This window comes from Micromonospora chokoriensis (assembly GCF_000718555.1).
Taxonomy (GTDB): domain Bacteria; phylum Actinomycetota; class Actinomycetes; order Mycobacteriales; family Micromonosporaceae; genus Micromonospora; species Micromonospora chokoriensis_B.
Genome location: NZ_JOAN01000022.1, coordinates 14369 through 32419, shown reverse-complemented (window position 1 = coordinate 32419; position 18051 = coordinate 14369). Strand labels below are relative to the sequence as shown.

21 protein-coding genes are annotated in these 18051 nt (G+C 73.2%); 12 read left to right on the top strand and 9 right to left on the bottom strand.

Annotated features, from left to right (window positions below):
• The first annotated feature begins 37 nt into the window (after positions 1-37).
• From IF46_RS0125685 to IF46_RS0125670, 4 genes are all read left to right on the top strand, one after another.
• Positions 38-643 carry a winged helix-turn-helix domain-containing protein gene (locus tag IF46_RS0125685; protein WP_030490945.1) on the top strand — a complete coding sequence of 202 codons (606 nt, stop codon included), beginning with the start codon at positions 38-40 and terminating at the stop codon, positions 641-643.
• Between the two features lie 41 nt (positions 644-684).
• Positions 685-1347, top strand: a complete 663-nt coding sequence (locus IF46_RS0125680) for a uridine kinase (RefSeq protein ID WP_030490944.1) — start codon at positions 685-687, stop codon at positions 1345-1347.
• Positions 1348-1511: 164 nt separating this feature from the next.
• Positions 1512-1910, top strand: a complete 399-nt coding sequence (locus tag IF46_RS0125675) for a TraR/DksA family transcriptional regulator (protein ID WP_030490943.1) — start codon at positions 1512-1514, stop codon at positions 1908-1910.
• A 48-nt stretch (positions 1911-1958) separates the two neighbouring features.
• On the top strand, positions 1959-2831 hold the full coding sequence (locus IF46_RS0125670; RefSeq protein WP_030490942.1) for a DUF72 domain-containing protein: 873 nt from the start codon (positions 1959-1961) through the stop codon (positions 2829-2831).
• A gap of 22 nt (positions 2832-2853) precedes the next feature.
• Here the strand turns inward: IF46_RS0125670 and IF46_RS0125665 are convergent, their stop codons facing one another.
• The gene (locus IF46_RS0125665; protein ID WP_030490941.1) at positions 2854-3333 is read right to left on the bottom strand and encodes a hypothetical protein; all 480 of its coding nucleotides are present in this window, start codon (positions 3331-3333) and stop codon (positions 2854-2856) included.
• Positions 3334-3477: 144 nt separating this feature from the next.
• Here IF46_RS0125665 and IF46_RS33995 point away from each other — a divergent pair, with 144 nt between their 5' ends.
• The 4 genes from IF46_RS33995 to IF46_RS0125650 all read left to right on the top strand — a co-directional run bounded on the left by IF46_RS33995 (position 3478) and on the right by IF46_RS0125650 (position 5864).
• Positions 3478-3663: a hypothetical protein gene (locus IF46_RS33995; RefSeq protein WP_084598046.1), complete on the top strand. Its 186-nt coding sequence runs from the start codon at positions 3478-3480 to the stop codon at positions 3661-3663.
• Positions 3656-4084 carry a DUF2267 domain-containing protein gene (locus tag IF46_RS0125660; RefSeq protein ID WP_030490940.1) on the top strand — a complete coding sequence of 143 codons (429 nt, stop codon included), beginning with the start codon at positions 3656-3658 and terminating at the stop codon, positions 4082-4084. Before IF46_RS33995 ends, IF46_RS0125660 begins: the two co-directional genes overlap by 8 nt.
• Positions 4085-4273: 189 nt before the next feature.
• Positions 4274-4579, top strand: coding sequence for a hypothetical protein (locus tag IF46_RS0125655; protein ID WP_030490939.1), 306 nt, complete (start codon positions 4274-4276; stop codon positions 4577-4579).
• Positions 4580-4589: 10 nt separating this feature from the next.
• Entirely contained in the window at positions 4590-5864 is a 1275-nt protein-coding gene (locus IF46_RS0125650; protein WP_030490938.1) for a cupin domain-containing protein, read from the top strand.
• 148 nt (positions 5865-6012) lie between these two features.
• Here IF46_RS0125650 and IF46_RS0125645 read toward each other — a convergent pair whose 3' ends face one another.
• The 5 genes from IF46_RS0125645 to IF46_RS0125625 form a co-directional block, all read right to left on the bottom strand.
• On the bottom strand, positions 6013-6675 hold the full coding sequence (locus tag IF46_RS0125645) for a hypothetical protein (RefSeq protein WP_030490937.1): 663 nt from the start codon (positions 6673-6675) through the stop codon (positions 6013-6015).
• Entirely contained in the window at positions 6672-9347 is a 2676-nt protein-coding gene (locus IF46_RS0125640; RefSeq protein ID WP_030490936.1) for an FtsK/SpoIIIE domain-containing protein, read from the bottom strand. Before IF46_RS0125640 ends, IF46_RS0125645 begins: the two co-directional genes overlap by 4 nt.
• Entirely contained in the window at positions 9340-10419 is a 1080-nt protein-coding gene (locus IF46_RS0125635) for a hypothetical protein (protein WP_030490935.1), read from the bottom strand. The genes IF46_RS0125640 and IF46_RS0125635 overlap by 8 nt, the downstream gene beginning before the upstream one ends.
• A gap of 6 nt (positions 10420-10425) precedes the next feature.
• Entirely contained in the window at positions 10426-10686 is a 261-nt protein-coding gene (locus IF46_RS0125630; protein WP_030490934.1) for a hypothetical protein, read from the bottom strand.
• A gap of 152 nt (positions 10687-10838) precedes the next feature.
• Positions 10839-11231, bottom strand: coding sequence for a hypothetical protein (locus tag IF46_RS0125625; protein WP_030490933.1), 393 nt, complete (start codon positions 11229-11231; stop codon positions 10839-10841).
• Between the two features lie 143 nt (positions 11232-11374).
• Between IF46_RS0125625 and IF46_RS0125620 the strand changes: the two genes are divergently transcribed.
• From IF46_RS0125620 to IF46_RS0125610, 3 genes are read left to right on the top strand one after another with little or no spacing between them, the layout of a single operon-like run.
• Positions 11375-13930, top strand: coding sequence for an ATP-dependent Clp protease ATP-binding subunit (locus tag IF46_RS0125620; protein ID WP_030490932.1), 2556 nt, complete (start codon positions 11375-11377; stop codon positions 13928-13930).
• Positions 13927-14142: a hypothetical protein gene (locus tag IF46_RS32830; protein WP_036393256.1), complete on the top strand. Its 216-nt coding sequence runs from the start codon at positions 13927-13929 to the stop codon at positions 14140-14142. Before IF46_RS0125620 ends, IF46_RS32830 begins: the two co-directional genes overlap by 4 nt.
• Entirely contained in the window at positions 14142-14492 is a 351-nt protein-coding gene (locus tag IF46_RS0125610) for a DUF3140 domain-containing protein (RefSeq protein ID WP_030490931.1), read from the top strand. The genes IF46_RS32830 and IF46_RS0125610 overlap by 1 nt, the downstream gene beginning before the upstream one ends.
• Before the next feature lie 55 nt (positions 14493-14547).
• Here IF46_RS0125610 and IF46_RS0125605 read toward each other — a convergent pair whose 3' ends face one another.
• The 3 genes from IF46_RS0125605 to IF46_RS0125595 all read right to left on the bottom strand — a co-directional run bounded on the left by IF46_RS0125605 (position 14548) and on the right by IF46_RS0125595 (position 16530).
• On the bottom strand, positions 14548-14793 hold the full coding sequence (locus tag IF46_RS0125605; RefSeq protein WP_030490930.1) for a hypothetical protein: 246 nt from the start codon (positions 14791-14793) through the stop codon (positions 14548-14550).
• A 59-nt stretch (positions 14794-14852) separates the two neighbouring features.
• Positions 14853-15833: a LysR family transcriptional regulator gene (locus IF46_RS0125600; protein ID WP_030490929.1), complete on the bottom strand. Its 981-nt coding sequence runs from the start codon at positions 15831-15833 to the stop codon at positions 14853-14855.
• 88 nt (positions 15834-15921) lie between these two features.
• Positions 15922-16530 carry a hemerythrin domain-containing protein gene (locus IF46_RS0125595; RefSeq protein ID WP_030490928.1) on the bottom strand — a complete coding sequence of 203 codons (609 nt, stop codon included), beginning with the start codon at positions 16528-16530 and terminating at the stop codon, positions 15922-15924.
• Positions 16531-16679: 149 nt separating this feature from the next.
• On the opposite strand from IF46_RS0125595, the gene IF46_RS0125590 reads away from it, so the two are divergent.
• A complete protein-coding gene (locus IF46_RS0125590) occupies positions 16680-18008 on the top strand; it encodes a M20/M25/M40 family metallo-hydrolase (RefSeq protein WP_030490927.1) in 1329 nt (442 codons plus the stop codon).
• Positions 18009-18051 lie beyond the last annotated feature (43 nt).

The following is an 18051-nucleotide window of genomic DNA, read 5'->3' as shown; positions in this document are numbered from 1 at the left end:
GCCGTGGGGAGATACCCGGACCAGCCCAAGGAGGACCATGTCGGTCAGCCCCGCCTCGTCGCGCGCCGGATGGCATACGTCCCAACCCGCGGTGCCCGGCCGACCTCCCGGTGGCCAGCGTCGCCCGGCGAACACCGCCGCGCCTGTGCTCACCGTGACGCTGTCCATCCCGCTGGCCTGTGAGGAGTCGCTGACCCCGGCGGCACGTCGGCTGCTGGAGGCCGCCCGCGAGATGCTGGAGCGGGGCGAAGGCGTGATCATCGGTGCGCTTCCGGCCGAACGCCGCCCCGACCAGGCACCCGCCAGCCGGTCGCCGGCCCGCCCGATCAGCCCGACCATTCCCGCCCTGCACATTCTCGCCTCGTCGCGTTCGGTGCTGCGCGACGAGGAGCCATTGCCGCTGACCCGGCTGGAGTTCGACCTGCTGCTGCACCTGGTCGCCCACCCGCGCCGGGTGTTCACCCGGCTGCAACTGCTCAACGCCGTCTGGGGCTACGAGCACGCCGGCGTACGCACCGTCGACGTGCACGTGCGTCGGCTGCGCGGCAAGGTCGGCGTGGACGTCCCGCTGGTCACCACCGTCTACGGCGTGGGCTACCGGCTGGCCGACGACGCCCGGGTCACCATCGACCGCACCAGCTGACCGGCGTCGCCGACGCGCCCGACGCGGGGCAGGATGGTCCGGTGCGCATCCGTCCCATCTCGCCCGACCTGCTCGTCACCGAGCTGACCAGCCGGCTGGTCGACGCGGCGACCCGCGCCGCGACCACCACCGCTGGGCCCGCGCGGCTGCGGGTGGCCGTGGACGGCGCTCCCGCCGCCGGCGCCGACGAGCTGGCCGCGGCGCTCGTCGACCCGCTGCGCGCCCAGGGCCGTCCGGTGCTGCACGTACGCGCCACCGACTTCCTCCGCCCCGCGTCGCTGCGCTTCGAGCTCGGCCGTACCAACCCGGACTCCTTCTACGAGGCGTGGGTCGACGAGGTCGGGCTGCGCCGGGAGGTGCTCGACCCGGCCGGCCCCGGTGGCACCGGCCGGCTCCTCCCGTCGCTCTGGGACGCCGACGCCGACCGGGCCAGCCGTGCCCGCTACGTCGACCTGGCACCCGGCGGCGTCGTCCTGGTCAGCGGCTCGCTGCTGCTCGGCGGTGCTCTGCCCTTCGACGTCACCGTTCACCTGGAGCTGTCCCCGGCGGCGCTGCGTCGGCGTACCGGACCGGCCCAGGAATGGGCGCTGCCGGCCTTCGACAGGTACGCCGAGGAGGTCGTCCCGGCGAGCTTCGCCGACGTGGTCGTACGCGTCGACGACCCCCGCCGACCGGCGCTGGTGGAGCCCGGCGGGAACGGCTGACAAGAGCCGAAAACTTGTCGGTTTGCGTGGCTGATCCGGCGGGTACTCGCCCGGCTCACAGAGCACGGGTGATCGCCCGCGCACCGAACGCGACCGTGACCGGGGCTCCGCGCCGCCGGCACCCGGTACACCGTGAGCCACAGGCCCAGGAAAGGCAGGCAGCGATGCTCGTCCACGACACGGTCGGTACGACCCGGTCCCAGGCGGAGATCGATCAGATCCGGCAGTCCCTCCAGGCGCGCTACGACGAGCTGACCGGGGAGTACGACCAGGCCGTGCTCCAGAGCCAGGTGCTGCGCCTGGTGGAGGTCGGCGACACCGCCGGAGACGACCAGGCCGACAGCGGCACCAAGACCGCTGAGCGGGACACCGCCCAGTCGCTGCTGCGCACCATCCTCGACCGCCGTGCCCAGTACGAGCACGCCCTCGGCCGGCTCGAGGAGGGCACCTACGGCTGGTGCGAGGGTTGCTCGGCGGCGATCCCGGTGGAGCGGTTGGAGATCTTCCCGTCCGCCACCACGTGTGTGACGTGCAAGCAGACCCGCGAGCGGCGGGCGGCCTGAGCGACGCCAGCGGTTGCCGGTCGGTCCGCGACGCGATGGACTTCCACAATGGGTGACATCCTCGTGGGCACCGCGTCCTGGACCGACCGCACGCTACTGGACTCGGGGTGGTACCCGCAGACCGCGGACACCCCGGAGAAGCGGTTGGCCTACTACGCCCGGCAGTTCCCGCTTGTCGAAGTGGACGCCACCTACTACTCGCCGCCCGCCGAGGCGACCGCGCGGCTGTGGGCCGAACGCACGCCGGCCGGCTTCACCTTCAACATCAAGGCGTTCAGCCTGCTGACCGGGCACCCCACCCGGGTCAGTGCCCTCTACAAGGACCTGCGCCTGGAGACCGACAAGAAGAACGTCTACCCCAACGACCTGCCCGCGCAGTCGTACGAGGAGGTGTGGACGCGCTTCCTGTCCGCGCTGGACCCGCTGGTCGAGGCGGGCAAGCTTGGCGCGCTGCTGTTCCAGTTCCCGCCCTGGTTCACCATCAAGCGGGCCAACAAGCAGTACCTGCTGGAGGTGGCGAAGCGCTGCGCGCCACTGCGCCCGGTGTACGAGTTCCGGCACGCCTCCTGGTTCGACGGCGACAACGCCGACGAGACCCTTGCCTTCCTGCGCGAGCACAGCCTGCCGTACGTCTGCGTGGACATGCCGCAGGGCCACCGCTCGTCGCTGCCCCCGGTGCTGGCCGCCACGGCGGACCTCGCGGTCGTGCGCTTTCACGGGCACAGCGACAAGTGGACCAGCAAGGACATCCACGAGAAGTTCGGCTACCACTACTCCAAGCGGGAGTTGGCCGACTGGGCGCCGAAGCTGCGCGAGCTGGCCGACGAGGCCGGGCAGACCCACGTTTTGATGAACAACTGCTACCGCGACTACGCACAGACCAACGCCACGACCCTGGCCGGGCTCCTCGGAGCCGACTGATCGTCAGGCGGGGCACCGACCGTTACTCGATCTCCAGACGCTCCGCGTCGTCGGGGATCCAGGGGAAGGGGACGTCGGGCCAGCGGGCGGCTGCCCACGCGTCGAGGTCCACGGCCAGGACAGCGTCGACGAAGACCGCAGGTGGCTGATAGTGGTGCGCGGTGACGTAGTGGCTGATCAGAGACGGTGCGGCGTAGGCGACGCCCGGTGCCCCCGGGATGCGGATTTCCCGGTTCCCTTCGTGGATCTCGTCGGGCGGACACAGATCGCACTGGTGCATCCCCCGACAGACGTTCATCCACTGCACGGCCTGAACATCGCTCAGCTTCTTGACGAAGGCCGCCGCGACCGGCCCTGTCCGGTACGGCCTGCCGGCCTCCAGCCACCCGACATTCAGCCGCGCGTACCCGGGACGGAAGCTGATGCTGCGCAGGCCCGACTCCCGGTCCGTGAACTCGTCGTCGTCGCGGTACCCGTACACGGTGAGGTCCCGATAGAACATCCACGCATTATGGCCAGGGCCGTTGAGCGTCCGGCTCACCCGATCGGGGTGGTGCCGCCTCACCCGACCCGCGGGGAAGGTGGACGCGGTGGGTTCGGCCGCCCGTGGACGGCCGACGCCGGAGAAGACACGGAGGTGACGGGGATGACGGCTCGAGTGGTGACGGATCGACGGCGTGGTGCCGTCCTGCACGTGGTCGGCACCGCCGACAACGCCCGGCGTGCCCCGCAGGGCAGTCCGGTACGGGCCCGTCGTGGCCCGGCGGGACCTCCCCGCCGCGCCGAAGAGCGACGGTGGGACAACCCGGAACGGAGGTCGACCGATGGCTGACGCGATGATTTCAGCGTTCGAGTCCTCGCTGGACAAGACGAACCTCATTCTCAAGGACATCGAGAATGCCTACGGCTGGCCGCAGGACCGACGCAACCAGTCGTACGCGGCCCTGCGCACGGTGCTGCACCTGCTGCGCGACCGGCTGCCGGTGGACGAGAGTGTGGAGTTCGCCCAGCAGTTGCCGGTGCTGGTGCGGGGGATCTACTTCGACGGCTGGGTGCCGTCCGACGTGCCGATCAAGCTCAACCGCGACGACTTCCTCTACGAGGTCCGGCAGGGCTTTCCGTACGACGCGAAGGGCGGCCCGGAGCGGGTGACGCAGGTGGTGCTGGACACGCTGCGCCGACACGTCACCCAGGGTGAGTGGCAGGACGTGAAGGACACCATGCCCGAGGACCTCGCGGTGATGATGCCGTGACGGCCTGAGAGCCGTGAGCCCGCCCGACGACGCGTCGGGCGGGCTCCGCCGTCCGGGCTGCCCGAGAACCGCCCGTGTCGCCCCGGTTCGGCGTCTACGGTGAGGGTTAGAGAAGATCGCGCGTGGGGTACCACCCGCAGCACGACGGACCCCGGCGTACGGCGGGGCGGCACACCCGAGGGAGTACCGATGGCACTCAACGATGACGACATGCAGACCACCGGCGGCGGCGGCGCGGAGGGCCCGGCCGACGGTGGCGCGACCCCCGGTCAGCATGACGGTGGCGCCGATGGCGGCGCGGAGGGTCCCGCCGACGGTGGTGCCACCCCGGGTCAGCACGACGGTGGCGCTGACGGCAGCGCGGAAGGCCCCGCCGATGGCGGTGCCACCCCGGGTCAGCACGACGGTGGCGCTGACGGCAGCGCCGAAGGCCCCGCCGACGGTGGTGCCACCCCGGGACAGCAGGACGGTGGCGCTGACGGCAGCGCCCGGTAGCGGGCACGCCATGACGTACCTCGACCCGCCGGGCGGCCACCACCGCCCGGCGGTTCCGTCCGCAGCGGCCATCGCGGCGCTGGCTCGCTGCGTCTCGGTCGAACCGGCCAAGTTCGCCGCCGCGCACTGGGGCCACACGCCGCTGCTGTCCCGCGCCGCCGAACTGCCCGACCCGGCCGGCTTCACCGATTTGCTCAGCCCCGCCGACGCCGACGAGCTGCTGAGCCGGCGCGGTCTGCGTACCCCCTTTCTGCGCGTCGCCAAGGACGGCCAGTTGGTCGCGGCGGCGCGCTGGACCGGCGGCGGCGGCGCGGGCGCCGAGATCGGCGACCAGGTGCTCGACGAGCGGGTCCTGGAGCAGTACGCCGCCGGCGCCACGCTTGTGTTGCAGGGTCTGCACCGGATCTGGCCACCGCTTGTCGACTTCGCCCGCGACCTGGGCCTCGCGCTCAACCAGCCACTGCAGATCAACGCCTACCTCACCCCGGCCGGCAGCCAGGGCTTCGCCACCCACTACGACACCCACGACGTGTTCGTGCTCCAGGTCGACGGCCGCAAACACTGGCGGATCCACCCGCCGGTGCTGCCCGACCCGCTGGAGAAGCAACCGTGGGGCGGACGCGCCGACGAGGTCGGGGCCACCGCGCAGGGCCCGGCCGCGCTGGACGTGGTGCTCGCCCCCGGCGACGCCCTCTACCTGCCCCGAGGCTGGCTGCACAGCGCGCAGGCGCAGGACGCCAGCTCGCTGCACCTGACCGTGGGCATCCGCGCGCTCACCCGGTACGCCCTGGTCGAGGAGTTACTCACGCTGGCCGCCGAGGACCAGCGGCTGCGGGCCAGCCTGCCGTTCGGCACCGACGTCGCCGACCCGGACGCCATCGAACCGGAGCTGACCGAGACCGTGGAGGCGTTGCGGGACTGGCTGCTGCGCGCCGACCCGGGGGCGGTCGCCGCGCGGCTGCGGCAGCGCGCCTGGCCGGCCGCCCGCCCGGCGCCGATCCGACCACTGGCCCAGGCCGATGCGCTGGCCACCCTGAGCGCCGACTCCCGGGTCACCCTGCGACCCGGTCTGCGCTGGCAGTTGGTGGCGCAGGACGCGGACACGGTGGCGGTGCGGCTGTTCGACCGCACCATCACCCTGCCGGTGAGCTGCGAGCCGGCCGCCCGTGCCCTGCTCAGCGGCACGGTCACCCGCGTCGGTGACCTGCCCGGGCTTCCCGACGACGCCGACCGGGTCACCCTGACCCGCCGACTGATGCGCGAGGCGGTGCTCGTCCCGGCCTAAGACCGGCGGCTGATCGACTCGGTTTTCAGGAAGTCGCCGTGTCCGAGAGGCCGGGACCGCGCGGTTTCCAGGAAGCCGAGTCGATCACCCGCCGCCCGCGCCGGCGGGACCGCCGGCAGCGCCCGGCGGAGCCACCGCGCGCGTCGGGTCAGCGGCCGAGGACCAGCAGCAGCACGGTGGTCAGCAGACCGGCGCCGAGGACCACCGTGATCGGTCGGGGGCCGAGCACCGCGTGCCGGCGATCGGCCAGCACCCGCGCCGGCACCAGGCCGACCAGGGGCCCGAGCAGGGTCACCACAAGCGCCAGCACCGGCAGTCCGACCGCCAGGTCGCCGCCGTACCCGACGCCGAGCGCCCGGGCACCGGCACCCAGCGCGTACGCCAGCACCCCGCCAGCCACCCCGCAGAGCGCCAACAGCGGGTTGACCGAGCCCGGCAGCTCACCCGGCTGCCCGGCCCGGTCGAGCAGGTCCCGGGCCCGTCCGAGCAGCAGCACCGGGTCGGTGGTCCCGTCGCTGGCCGCAGGTGCGGGTGGGCCGCCGAGGCGGCGGGCACCGAGGCGCGAGCGGACCTGCTGCCACAGGTGGGCCACCTCGGCGTCGACCCGTTCCTGCTGCTCGCGGGCGGCGACCAGTTCCTCCTCGGCGCTCTGCAACTGCTCGGTGGCGTCGGCGACGGCCCGTTCGGCGGCGGCGCACTGCCGCTCGTGCCAGGTGTGCGCCTCGGCGCGCTGCTCGCGCACCCGCGCGGTGAGGTCGGCCAGCCGGCGCAGCTGCGCCGCGTACGTCTCGCTGGTCACCGGTTCGTTCATCGGCTCGGTCCGTACGGGATGATCACCTGTCCGGTGCGGTGGACCGCCCGGTCGAAGAAGAGCCCCCGCCAGGGGCGGGGATACCAGTCCGGGCCCCCGGTGCCCGGGTAGAGCGAGGAGCCCAGCTCACCGCCGTGCGCGTCCAGGGCCACCCAGGCGCCGATCTGGTCCGTGCGGGCGGCTGGCCCACCCAGGTCGGCGCGCATCCGGGCGACGCCCCGCCACCAGGCCAGCACGTGCGTCCGTCGCTCCGGCCCGTCGTGCAGGATCCGGCGCAGCTGCTCCAGGCCGGTCCGCCGACCCGCGCGGGCTGCCAGCGCGCCCGCAGCCGCGTCGACCGCGAACAGCAGCAGGTAGTGCGGGCTGCCCGGGCCGCTCAGCCCGTCGGCCGTCTCGGCCATCAGCTCACCGACGGTCTCCTCGTCGTACCAGGCGGCGTCGTCGGCCAGGTCGTCGTAGAGAGCGCGGGCGATCGGGTCGGCGTCCGGGTCGAGGCAGGCGATGGAGAACCGGGCGGTGCCCGGCGGGTGCTGCCGGGCCAGCGACCGGGCCGCCGCGTCCAGCACCGCGCACGCCTCGTCCACCCGGGTGCCCAGCACCGCGAGGTTGCGCCCCGGCGCGCGCGGCAGCCGCAGCGCCGCCGAGCGGGACTGCACGTCGATGATCTCGCCGAGCAGGGCCACCGGGTTGCGCGGCGCGGACCCGTCCGGGGGCACGGTGAGCGCCCGGAAGTCCGGGGCGTCCGCGAGCCGGGGGATCGCGTCGCCGTCGAAGAGCCGGGCGGGTGCCGCGTCGGGCGCGCGCATCCGCCACAACCGGTGCTGCAACCCGCTCCACGTCTCCCAGTCGCTTGCCGACGGGATGCGGGCGATCTCGTTGCCCTCCACCATGCCCGACTCGGCGTTGACCACCGCGTGCCAGCGCGGCAGCGACTGCGCCGCGTCGTTGCGCTCGGCGAGGATGCGCAACGCCTTGGGCAGCGCGATGCGCAGGGTGAACTGGGCGACCAGCGCGGGGCGGCCCCACAGCGCCTCGATGCCCCGCACGTCCTGCGAGGCGAGGACCAGGTGGATGCCCTGGGAGCGGCCGCGTCGGGCCAGGTCCTCCAGCAGGTCGGCTGCCTCCCGGGCGACGACGTCCCGGCCGGCCAGCAACATCTGGAACTCGTCGACCACCGCGACGATCCGGGGCCAGTGCCCGGTCGGGTCGACCGCCCGCAGCTCGGCCAGCTTGGTCACCTCGTGCTTCTTGGCCGCGTCGGCGCGTCGGCGCAACTCGTCGGCGAGGAAGCGCAGCAGCGCCAGCCCGAACTCCCGGTCGGTGTTGACGTTGATGCCGACCAGGCGCATGTGCGGCAGCCAGCTCGGGTCGCGTCGGCCCTGCGCGAACCGCGCGAAGGAGACCCCCTCCTTGAAGTCAAGCAGGTAGAACTCCAGCTCGGCAGGGGAGTAGCGGGCGGCGAGGGCACCGATCCACGCGAAGATCAGGTTGGTCTTGCCGGTGCCGGACGGCCCGCCGATCAGCGCGTGCGGCGGATAGTCGCCGAGCGTCAACCGCACCGGCCGGCCCTGCGGCCCCTCACCGATCGGGGCGGTCAGCCCGTCGGCGGAGTCCTCCCGCCACATCAGCTCGGGCGGGGGCAGCAGGTCGGTGAAGGGGGTCGGCGGTGGGCCCGCGTTCACCCGGGCGGCGACGTCCCGGCAGGTCTCGGTGACAAGCGTCGCCGGCGGCGGTGGGTCCAGCCGGACCGGCAGCCCGGCCGACCCGCCGATCCGCGCGCCGGAGACCCCGGCCACCACCCGGGTCACCGTCGGATCCTCCGGCAGTGGCACACCGTGCACCACCAGGTGTACGCCGCAGGCCGCGCCGGCCCGCACCACCCGGTCCAGTTGGCCGCGCTCGTGCCGGTTCAGCTCCTCGCCACCGAGCAGCACCGCCACCCGCCACGGCTCGGGTCGTCGACCGGTCGCCGCCGCCAGTTCGCGCAGCGACGCGTACTCGCCGGCGAGGACCGTCTCGTTGATCCGGCGGATCTGCTCCACCAGGTCGTCCAGCAGCGGGCCCAGCCCGCCGGGGCCGACGAAGGTGAGCAGCCCCGCCGTGCCCAACGGGCTGAACCCGGCCAGGCCACCACCGAGCTGATCCGGGTCGTACCCGATCAGTCGTACCGCCCCGGGGTCGGCGCGGCCGACGGCCCGCAGCAGCAACGCGGACACCACCGCGTCGCAGCCGGCGCGGTCGTCCCCGGAGAGGTGGACGTGCCCGGCGTCGAGCAGCGGCACCAGCGCGGGCACCGGGTCGACGCCGTCGATCCCGACCGTGCCGACCCGCAGCGCGCCGGGCGGCTCCGCCCGCCGCGCGGGCGTCGGCGCCCACCCCGCCCAGTCGGCCCCCGCGCAGCCGGGCGCCTCCTGGCGGGCCGCGTCGGCGGCACGCCGGGCCAGCTCCGCGATCCGGGTGGAGTAGCGGGCGTCGATCTCGGCGATACGGCGGTCGCGTTGGGCGCCCACCCGCTCCGGTACGGCGGCCGCCGCCCGCTGGACCCGGGCCAGTCGTTCCCGCCCGGCGGTCAGCTCGGCCTGGGCGGCGGACAGGCGGGTACGGGTGGCGCCCAACGCCTCGGCGAGGGTGTCCCGGACCCGGCTGGCCAGCTGACCGCGCCGGTCAGCCATCGGAGCTCCGACGCGTCGGCGCGTCCCGCCAGGGGCTGCCCGAGCGCGGTGGCAGCCCACCGGAGCGCTGCTGACCGACGCTCGGCCGCTGGACCGCACCGCCGGGGCGGGCAGCCCCGCCACCCGCCCGCCCTGTCGCCGACTGAACCGGCTCGACCGGCCGGCCCGCTTGTCGGTCGTCACCCGCGGGTCGCGAACCTGCTTGTCGATCCGTGCCCGCTGGTTGGCCCGGGCCGCCTGCGGGCAGGTCCCGGCCGAGGCGGGCGAGCAGCAGCCCGGTCGCCACACCGGCGGTCACCGCGGAGTCGGCGGCGTGCGTTGGCTCCCCGGAGGCGCGCGGCGGCGGCATCCGGCACACCCGGGTCAGCAGCGTCTCCAGCACCGGCGGCGGCAGCCCGGGCAGCAGGTCGCGGACTCGCCCGTCCAACTCGCCGCGCAGCCGCCCGAGGTCGGTGGCGCGGGGCGGGTGCCCCAGCAGGTCACCGGCGAGCTCGCGCAGCAGCGGTGGCGCCAGTGCCGCCATGCCGAGCCCCACGTCGGCCGGAGCCCGGCGCAGCTCCTTGCGGAGCCGGTCCCGGTCGCCGGAGCGGACACCACCGACCACTCGGCGGAGTAACTCCTGGGAGTCGTCCAGCCGTTCGTCGGGTTCGTCGTCGGCGCCCTCGCGTCCGCCGGTCAGCTCGGCCACCCGCACCGACCACCAGCGGCGCATTCGCACCTGCTCGGCCGGCTCCGGCGCGACCGCGGTGGGCCCGGCGGCCGGTGGCGTGTCGTGTCGGGGAGCGCGTTGCTCAGGGCGGGGTGCCGGACCGCCGTCCGCGCCGAGCCCGATCGCCGTCAGGTAGGCCGACAGTTGCTCCTGTGCCACCCGCAGCGCGTAGCCGGCGCTCTCGGCGTGCTCCGTGGCGGCGGACAGCTCCGGCACCCCCATCGGGTTGGCCGACTCCTGCCGAACCCAGCGCAGGCGCTCCGCGGCCAGGCCGAACTTCTCCAGTGCCTGCCCCAGCAGGGCCACCGGGAACTCCTCGGTGGCGGCACGGACCTGCCCGCCGACATCCTCGATGATGGACATGACGGCCTACAGGGTGGAGACGTAGAGCTGCGCCTGCTCCACCGCGACGAGTGTCGCGGCGAGACAGTCCTCCAGCTCCTGGCTGGCCTGAGTCAGCGACGCCTGGGCCGCCTCCACCGTCTCGTGTCCGCTGCCCTCCAGCGCCCCGGCGAGGGTCTGCTGCGCCTCGGACAACTTCTCGCCGGCCGCCTGCACGGCTGTCTGCCCGTCCCCGATCTGTTGGAGGGCGACATCGATGGCAGCCTTCAACTCGGCGACGCTCGCCACGGCGGAACCTCCTGGGGGCGGGGAGATCTCCATTAGAGCCTATTGGCGGTCCCGAAAGAACATCCGCCCTGTCGGTGTTCCTGCCCGCCTGTCCGGTAAGGCACTTGAAGTGCCGGGAGTCCGATCTGTGGGAGTCCCAGTGCGAGACTTTCTCAGTTGTTGGCGGGAGTCTCCCGGAGCCAGCGCGGGCCGTACACCTCGGCGCCCAGCGCGGTCACCCGCCCGCGCAACTCCCGGTCGGCGGTGACCACCAGCCGGCGTCGCCGTGGCGCGCCCTCCACCAGCTCGACCACCGTGTCGTCGCCGGAGCCGGCGGCGGAGACCACCCGCACGCCCTCGGTGCCCGGCACGTCCCGGGCGGCCCCCTCGACCACCAGGACCACCTCCACAGGGGCGGTCAGGCGGGCCGGCAAGCCGACGGTCGCCACCGGGGCGAGCGAGTCGCGCAACCGGGCGGCGGCACCGGCGCGGTCACGCCACCACCCGTTCGGGCGGGAGCCCACCACGTTGGCGCCGTCCACGATCAGCAGCGGGGTCTCATCCATCCCCTCAGCCTGCCACCATCGGCCGGCCCTGGCCCGACGCCACTCCCGAGATGCGGGTGCGCCGCCACCTGCGGCGTTTGTCGGGGCCCGCGCCGGGTAGCCCGTGCCGACCGTGCCGCGCCCTACTGCGGAGGAGAGACAGAATGGGACCCGGTGACATCGGCTCCGACCCGTGGGACGAATTCCTGGCCAGGTACTTCGGCCGGGGTGAGGGAGGGCGCCGACCACCACACCGGGTCGACATCACCCGACTGATGACGGCTGACGCCCGGGAGATGCTGGCCGACGCGGCCCGCCGGGCCGCGCAACGGCAGAGCAGCGACCTGGACACCGACCACCTGCTCTGGTCGGCGCTGCAACGCGAACCGCTACGTGACCTGGTACGCCGAGCCGGCGCAGACCCGGACACCCTGCTCAATGCCCTCGGCGGAAAGGGCGACGGGGCGCCGCGCGGGGAGGTGCCACCCAACCTGTCGTTGACCCCCGCCGCCAAGCGGGCGCTGCTCGACGCCCATCAGCTGTCCCGGGCGATGGGCGCCAACTACATCGGCCCCGAGCACATTCTGATGGCGCTGCCGCTCAACCCGGAGTCGCCGGCCGGGCGGATGCTGGCCGCCGGCCGGATCCAACCCGAGTCGTTGCAGGCCGCCAACGCCGAGCGCGGGCCGATGACCGGGCCGAAACCGGATCGCGGCACGCCCACCCTGGACCAGTACGGGCAGGACCTCACCGACCTGGCCCGCAACGACCAGATCGACCCGGTGGTCGGCCGGGCCGACGAGATCGAACAGGCCATCGAGATCCTGTCCCGGCGTACCAAGAACAATCCGGTGCTGATCGGCGAGGCCGGCGTCGGGAAGACCGCCATCGTCGAGGGGTTGGCCGAACGGATCTGTGACGGCGACGTCCCGCAGACGCTGCTCGGCAAGCGGGTCGTCCAGCTCGACCTGGCCGGCCTGGTCGCCGGCACCCGCTACCGGGGCGACTTCGAGGAGCGGTTGAAGAAGGTGATCGACGAGATCCGGGCGCACCGGGACGAGCTGATCATCTTCCTGGACGAGATCCACACCCTGGTCGGGGCCGGTGGCGCCGGCAGCGAGGGTGGAATGGACGCGTCCAACATGCTCAAACCCGCCCTCGCCCGAGGCGAGCTGCGGGTGATCGGCGCGACGACGCTTGACGAGTACCGCAAGAGCATCGAGAAGGACGCCGCCCTGGCTCGGCGTTTCCAGCCGGTGCTGGTGCCCGAGCCCAGCGTCGACGACACCATCGCCATCCTGCGCGGGCTGCGCGACAGGTACGAGGCGCACCACCAGGTGCGCTTCACCGACGAGGCGCTGGTCTCCGCCGCCGAGCTCTCCGACCGCTACGTCACCGACCGGTTCCTGCCGGACAAGGCGATCGACCTCATCGACCAGGCCGGGGCCCGGGTGCGGTTGCGCACCCGTACCCCCGCGTCCGACGTGCGGGAGCTGGAGCAGGAGCTCGACGAGGTACGCCGGGACAAGGAACAGGCCGTCACCGACGAGCAGTACGAGCGGGCCTCCGCCCTGCGAGACCGGATCTCCGAGCTGGAGGGGCAGATCAGTCGCGCCAACGGCGACGACGGCGCGTCCTCCTCGCAGGTGCCCGAGGTGGGCCCGCCGGAGATCGCTGAGGTGGTCTCCCGGGCCACCGGCATCCCGATCAGCCAGCTCACCGAGGAGGAACGCGACCGACTGCTGCGCCTGGAGGGTCACCTGCACCAGAAGGTGGTCGGTCAGGACGACGCGGTCACCGCGGTCGCCGAGGCTGTCCGTCGCTCCCGAGCCGGGTTGGCCGACCCGGAGCGGCCGATGGGCAGCTTCCTGTTCCTCGGCCCGACCGGTGTCGGCAAGACCGAGTTGGCGCGTGCCCTGGCCGAGGCGTTGTTCGGCGAGGCGGACCGGATGGTCCGGGTGGACATGAGCGAGTTCCAGGAGCGGCACACGGTCAGCCGGCTGGTCGGCGCCCCACCCGGATACGTCGGCTACGAGGAGGCCGGTCAGCTCACCGAGGCGGTGCGCCGCCGCCCGTACGCGGTGGTGCTGCTCGACGAGATCGAGAAGGCCCACCCGGACGTGTTCAACATCCTGCTCCAGGTGCTCGACGACGGGCGGCTCACCGACAGCCAGGGGCGGACGGTGAACTTCAAGAACACCGTGCTGATCATGACGAGCAATCTCGGCTCCGAGTTGATCACCGGCACCCAGCGCGCGGTCGGCTTCGGCACCGGCGGAGAGGGCAGCGAGCAGGAGAACAACGAGCTGCGCGAACGGTTGATGCGCCGCCTACAGGAGAACTTCCGACCGGAGTTCCTCAACCGCATCGACGAGGTCATCATCTTCCGCCGGCTGGAGGCCGAGCAGCTGCGCGACATCACCGCGCTGCTGCTGGAGGAGACCCGCCGCCGGATGCACGCCCAGGACCTCCAGGTGGAGTTCACCACCGCCGGCATCGACTGGCTCGCCGAGCACGGCTACCAGCCGGAGTTCGGCGCCCGCCCGCTGCGCCGGGTGATCCAGCGGGAGGTGGACAACCACCTGTCCCGGATGCTGCTGGAGTCGGCGATCTCGCCGGGGCAGAAGGTCACGGTGGACGTCCGCGACGGCGCGCTCACCTTCGACGTGACCGCGGGCGAGCGGGGGTACACCGCCGCCACGACCACACACCCGCGATGAGCGGGCCGGCGCGAAGGAACGAACACGAGGACCCGCACGAGCCCGCGGAGCCCGCGAAACCCCGGGACGACGAGGACGAACATCCCGACCCGATCCTGGCGCCGCCCACCGCGAACCCACGCCGGACGCGGGTGCCCGCGGAGGGCCTGCATCCCAAGACCGACCAGGACGACCCGGAGACGTCCGGGAAACCGCCCGGAGAGGAGACCTGATGGTACGCGAAGCGCGGCTCGACCCCGAGGTGGAAGTCCTCTGGGAGGACTTCCACGCCGAGGTCAACGTCCCGTCGGAGCAGTTGCGGACCTGGCTGCTGACCCGGGGCTCCGGCGAGGAGTCGTTCAGCCCGAGCCCGAACCTCGACCTGCCCCAACCGGGACGGGAGATCCTCAAGGTGCTCAACAAACGCAAGGTCGACCTCACCCCGGAGGACATCGAGGTGATGCGGGAGGCGGTCGAGCGGATCCGCGAGCTGATGGACGCCAAGCCGCCGCGCGGCAACGCCGACGACGGCTGGCGACACTCGCTGCTGGACCTGGGCCACGACCCGCTCGTCGAACGCTGAGCAAGGCCACGCGCGACGGTGCCGTCCCGATCCGGGACGGCACCGTCGCCGCACGTCACTGACCCTGATCGGGCTCCAGGCTGCCGATGGTCAGGCCCGCCGCGTCGGCGGCGGCGTCCCGGTCGCCGCGGGTCTGGTCCTCCCGGCTGAGCAGGTTGGCGTACTCGGTCACGTCGGCGGGGTCGGGCACCGTCGGCAGGCGGCGCAGGAACGCCTCCACCGCACGGGTGGCGGCGGTGTGCGCGGCAGCGGCCTGACGCAGCAGTTCGCGGTCGTCGGCGGGCGGGTAGAGGTCGGTCATGTCCGCCAGATACCCGGCCCACGGCGGTTCGCACCGCCAGCGGCCGGGAATACCGCCGCTCAGCCCGGTCGGACCCCGCTCGGCTGCCGGACACCGAACCCGGGGTTGCGCGGCAGCCAGGCCAGGTACGCCGGATGCGGCGCCAACGAGTCGACGTACGCCGCCTTGGCCGTCTCCAGCACCAACTCGGCCCCCTGGGCGGCGGGGGAGTCCGGATGCCAGCCGAGCAGCAGTCGCCAACGCAGGGGTGTCCCGGCGAGTTGCCGGGTGACCAGACCGCTCACCGGGCGGAACGTCGCCTGGCACAGCGCCACCGCGACGCCGGCTTCCACCAGGTCGACGCAGCCGCGAATGTCGGTCTCGTACAGCTTGCGGGGAGTGAAGCCGGCGCGGGCGCAGGCGGCGGCGAAGCAGTCGCCGAAGCACCCGTCGCCCGGCGCGGCCACCCACTGCTCGTGGCGCAGATCCGCCAGGCGCACCTCGTCGTGCGCCGCGAGCGGGTGGGTCTCCGGCAGCAGCACCAGCACCGGGTCGACGGCCACCTCCTGCCAGCTCAGCCCGAACCCGGCCGACGGGCTGGCGTCGCCGCACACACCGGCGAGCGCGAAGTCCAGTCGGCCGCCGGCCACCAACTGCGCCAACTCGTCCACCGACCAGGACGCGTACGTGGTGATCTGGGCGGGCGGCTGCTCGGCCGCCAACCGGTGCACCAGCCGACCCAGGATCGGGCTGTTCACCCCACCGAACCGGTAGCACGGCGGGGCGTCGCCCGCCCCGGCCAGCCGGGCGGCCTCGTCCTGCAACCCCTTCATCGCCGGCAGCAGCACCCGGGCACGGGCCAGCACCAGCTCACCGAGCGCGGTGGGCCGGGCCCCGCGCCGGTCGCGGTCGAACAGCGGGCCGCCCAGGGTCCGCTCGATGCGTTGGAGCTGGGCGGTGAGCGCCGGCTGGGCCAGGCCGAGGGCCGACGCCGCCTTCGTCACACTCCCTGTCTCCGCGATCGCGCAGACCACCCGCAGGTGACGCAGCTCCAGGTTCATAGGGTGACGGTAGGACTACGTGTCAGCCGGCGGAATAGCCCGAGTGGATCGGTGATAATGAATGCATTCTCGGTGTCGCCGCTGCTCCCTAGTCGCGCGGTGGCTCTGGCAGGTCCGCCAGGTACGTCGGCCGCCCGGTCACCGCGTCGAGGACCTTGTCCACCACCCCGACCGCCGGCTCCACGATTCGGTTCCACGGAGGGGTGGCCGGGGTGCCCGGGTGCGGTCGGGTCGGCGCGGCCTCCTCGGCGATCTCCAGCCGGTTGCCCAGCCGGATCAGCTCCTCCTCGGTCGCGACCGCGCGCAGCTCGGTGAGCAGCCCACCCACCCCGTCGACATGCCGGCGGACCCGCTCGGCGACCTCGGTCAGCGCCTCGTCGGTCAACCCCTTCAGGGTGCCCAACAGGGCGGCGTCGGCGTTGATCTCCGCGTCCACCCGCTCGGCGGTCGTCGGCAGCGCCGCGCGTACCGCCGGCAGCAGATACTGTTCCTCGGCGGACAGGTGCCGCGACAGCGCGGCGGTGAGCACCGGCAGCCCCGCCTGCGGCGAGGTGGCCGGGCCGGTCAGCTGGTCCAGCAGTGCCAGCAGTTGCTGGTGCTCCCGATCGACGATGTCGGCGATGCTGCGACCGGTGGGTCGGTAGCCCTCCTCGGGTGCGGGCGCGGGTGGCAGCGGCGGCAGGGGAACGGCGGACATAGTGCCCTCCTCGACTGGCGGGCGGAAGCTCCGGCAGGGGACGTACGGTCGTGGGCGGCGATACCCGAACGCGGTCACGACGAAACCGGCCCGTCGATGCGTCCACCCGCGCCGGCCGGTCGACCAGCCCGGGCTGGTATGAAGAGGCGATGACGAGCGATGCCGCCTCCGCCCGACCCGACCCCACCGCAGAGGTAGTGGATCTCTGCCGCGACCTGCTGCGCATCGACACCACCAACACCGGTGACAACGACACCAGCGTCGGCGAGCGCCGTGCCGCCGAGTACGTGGCGGAGAAGCTCGCCGAGGTGGGCCTGGAGTCCGTCCTGCACGAGTCCGCGCCGGGCCGGGCGAACGTGGTGGCCCGCATCCCGGGCACCGACCCGAGCCGGGGCGCCCTGCTCGTGCACGGCCACCTTGACGTGGTGCCCGCCGACGCCGACGAGTGGTCGGTGCACCCGTTCTCCGGCGAGCTGCGCGACGGCTACCTGTGGGGCCGCGGCGCGATCGACATGAAGGACTTCGACGCGATGGTGCTCGCCGTGGTCCGCCACTGGCAGCGCACCGGCGTACGCCCCCCGCGCGACATCGTGCTCGCGTACACCGCCGACGAGGAGGCGGGCAGCGACTACGGCGCGCGCTTCCTGGTGGACAACCACCGCGGCCTCTTCGACGGCTGCACCGAGGCGATCGGTGAGGTCGGCGGCTTCTCCTACTCGGTCAACGACAGCCAGCGGCTCTACCTCATCGAGACCGCCGAGAAGGGCATCGACTGGCTGCGGCTGCACGCCAAGGGCCGCCCCGGGCACGGCTCGATGATGCACGACGACAACGCGGTCACCGCGCTCGCCGAGGCGGTCGCCCGGATCGGCCGACACCGCTTCCCGGTGGTGGTCACCGACACCGTGCGGGCCTTCCTGACCGAGGTCTCCGACCTGCTCGGCATCGAGTTGGACCCGGACGACCCGGAGGCGGCCATCGCCAAGCTCGGCCCGATCGCCAACATCATCGGCGCGACCATCCGCAACACCGCCAACCCGACCCGGTTGAGCGCCGGCTACAAGGACAACGTCATCCCCGGCCGGGCCACCGCCACCATCGACTGCCGCAGCCTGCCCGGCCAGTCCGAGCTGCTGGAGCGGCAGCTGCGCGAGCTGGTCGGCCCGGACATCGCGATCGAGTACGTCCAGCGGCAGCCGGCGCTGGAGACCACCTTCGACGGTGACCTGGTCGAGGCCATGTCCGCGGCCCTGCGCGCGGAGGACCCAGGGGCGCGGCCCGTCCCGTACATGCTCTCCGGCGGCACCGACGCCAAGGCTTTCTCGCAGCTCGGCATCCGCTGCTTTGGATTCGCCCCGCTCCGGCTGCCCGCCGACCTGAACTTCTCGGCGTTGTTCCACGGCATCGACGAGCGCGTTCCGGTGGACGGACTACAGTTCGGCGTGCGGGTTCTGGACCGGTTCCTCCGCACCTGTTAGTCGTGTCCGGCGTCGCCGCCGGCACGCAACCTCCCCATCGTGA

Bases quoted from the DNA above. Each gene is read 5' to 3' on its own strand.
- IF46_RS0125685 (WP_030490945.1), top strand. From the start codon at position 38: ATGTCGGTCAGCCCCGCCTCGTCGCGCGCCGGATGGCATACGTCCCAA.
- IF46_RS0125675 (WP_030490943.1), top strand. From the start codon at position 1,512: ATGCTCGTCCACGACACGGTCGGTACGACCCGGTCCCAGGCGGAGATC.
- IF46_RS0125670 (WP_030490942.1), top strand. From the start codon at position 1,959: ATGGGTGACATCCTCGTGGGCACCGCGTCCTGGACCGACCGCACGCTA.
- IF46_RS0125665 (WP_030490941.1), bottom strand. From the start codon at position 3,333: ATGTTCTATCGGGACCTCACCGTGTACGGGTACCGCGACGACGACGAG.
- IF46_RS33995 (WP_084598046.1), top strand. From the start codon at position 3,478: ATGACGGCTCGAGTGGTGACGGATCGACGGCGTGGTGCCGTCCTGCAC.
- IF46_RS0125660 (WP_030490940.1), top strand. From the start codon at position 3,656: ATGGCTGACGCGATGATTTCAGCGTTCGAGTCCTCGCTGGACAAGACG.
- IF46_RS0125655 (WP_030490939.1), top strand. From the start codon at position 4,274: ATGGCACTCAACGATGACGACATGCAGACCACCGGCGGCGGCGGCGCG.
- IF46_RS0125650 (WP_030490938.1), top strand. From the start codon at position 4,590: ATGACGTACCTCGACCCGCCGGGCGGCCACCACCGCCCGGCGGTTCCG.
- IF46_RS0125645 (WP_030490937.1), bottom strand. From the start codon at position 6,675: ATGAACGAACCGGTGACCAGCGAGACGTACGCGGCGCAGCTGCGCCGG.
- IF46_RS0125640 (WP_030490936.1), bottom strand. From the start codon at position 9,347: ATGGCTGACCGGCGCGGTCAGCTGGCCAGCCGGGTCCGGGACACCCTC.
- IF46_RS0125635 (WP_030490935.1), bottom strand. From the start codon at position 10,419: ATGTCCATCATCGAGGATGTCGGCGGGCAGGTCCGTGCCGCCACCGAG.
- IF46_RS0125625 (WP_030490933.1), bottom strand. From the start codon at position 11,231: ATGGATGAGACCCCGCTGCTGATCGTGGACGGCGCCAACGTGGTGGGC.
- IF46_RS0125620 (WP_030490932.1), top strand. From the start codon at position 11,375: ATGGGACCCGGTGACATCGGCTCCGACCCGTGGGACGAATTCCTGGCC.
- IF46_RS32830 (WP_036393256.1), top strand. From the start codon at position 13,927: ATGAGCGGGCCGGCGCGAAGGAACGAACACGAGGACCCGCACGAGCCC.
- IF46_RS0125610 (WP_030490931.1), top strand. From the start codon at position 14,142: ATGGTACGCGAAGCGCGGCTCGACCCCGAGGTGGAAGTCCTCTGGGAG.
- IF46_RS0125605 (WP_030490930.1), bottom strand. From the start codon at position 14,793: ATGACCGACCTCTACCCGCCCGCCGACGACCGCGAACTGCTGCGTCAG.
- IF46_RS0125600 (WP_030490929.1), bottom strand. From the start codon at position 15,833: ATGAACCTGGAGCTGCGTCACCTGCGGGTGGTCTGCGCGATCGCGGAG.
- IF46_RS0125595 (WP_030490928.1), bottom strand. From the start codon at position 16,530: ATGTCCGCCGTTCCCCTGCCGCCGCTGCCACCCGCGCCCGCACCCGAG.
- IF46_RS0125590 (WP_030490927.1), top strand. From the start codon at position 16,680: ATGACGAGCGATGCCGCCTCCGCCCGACCCGACCCCACCGCAGAGGTA.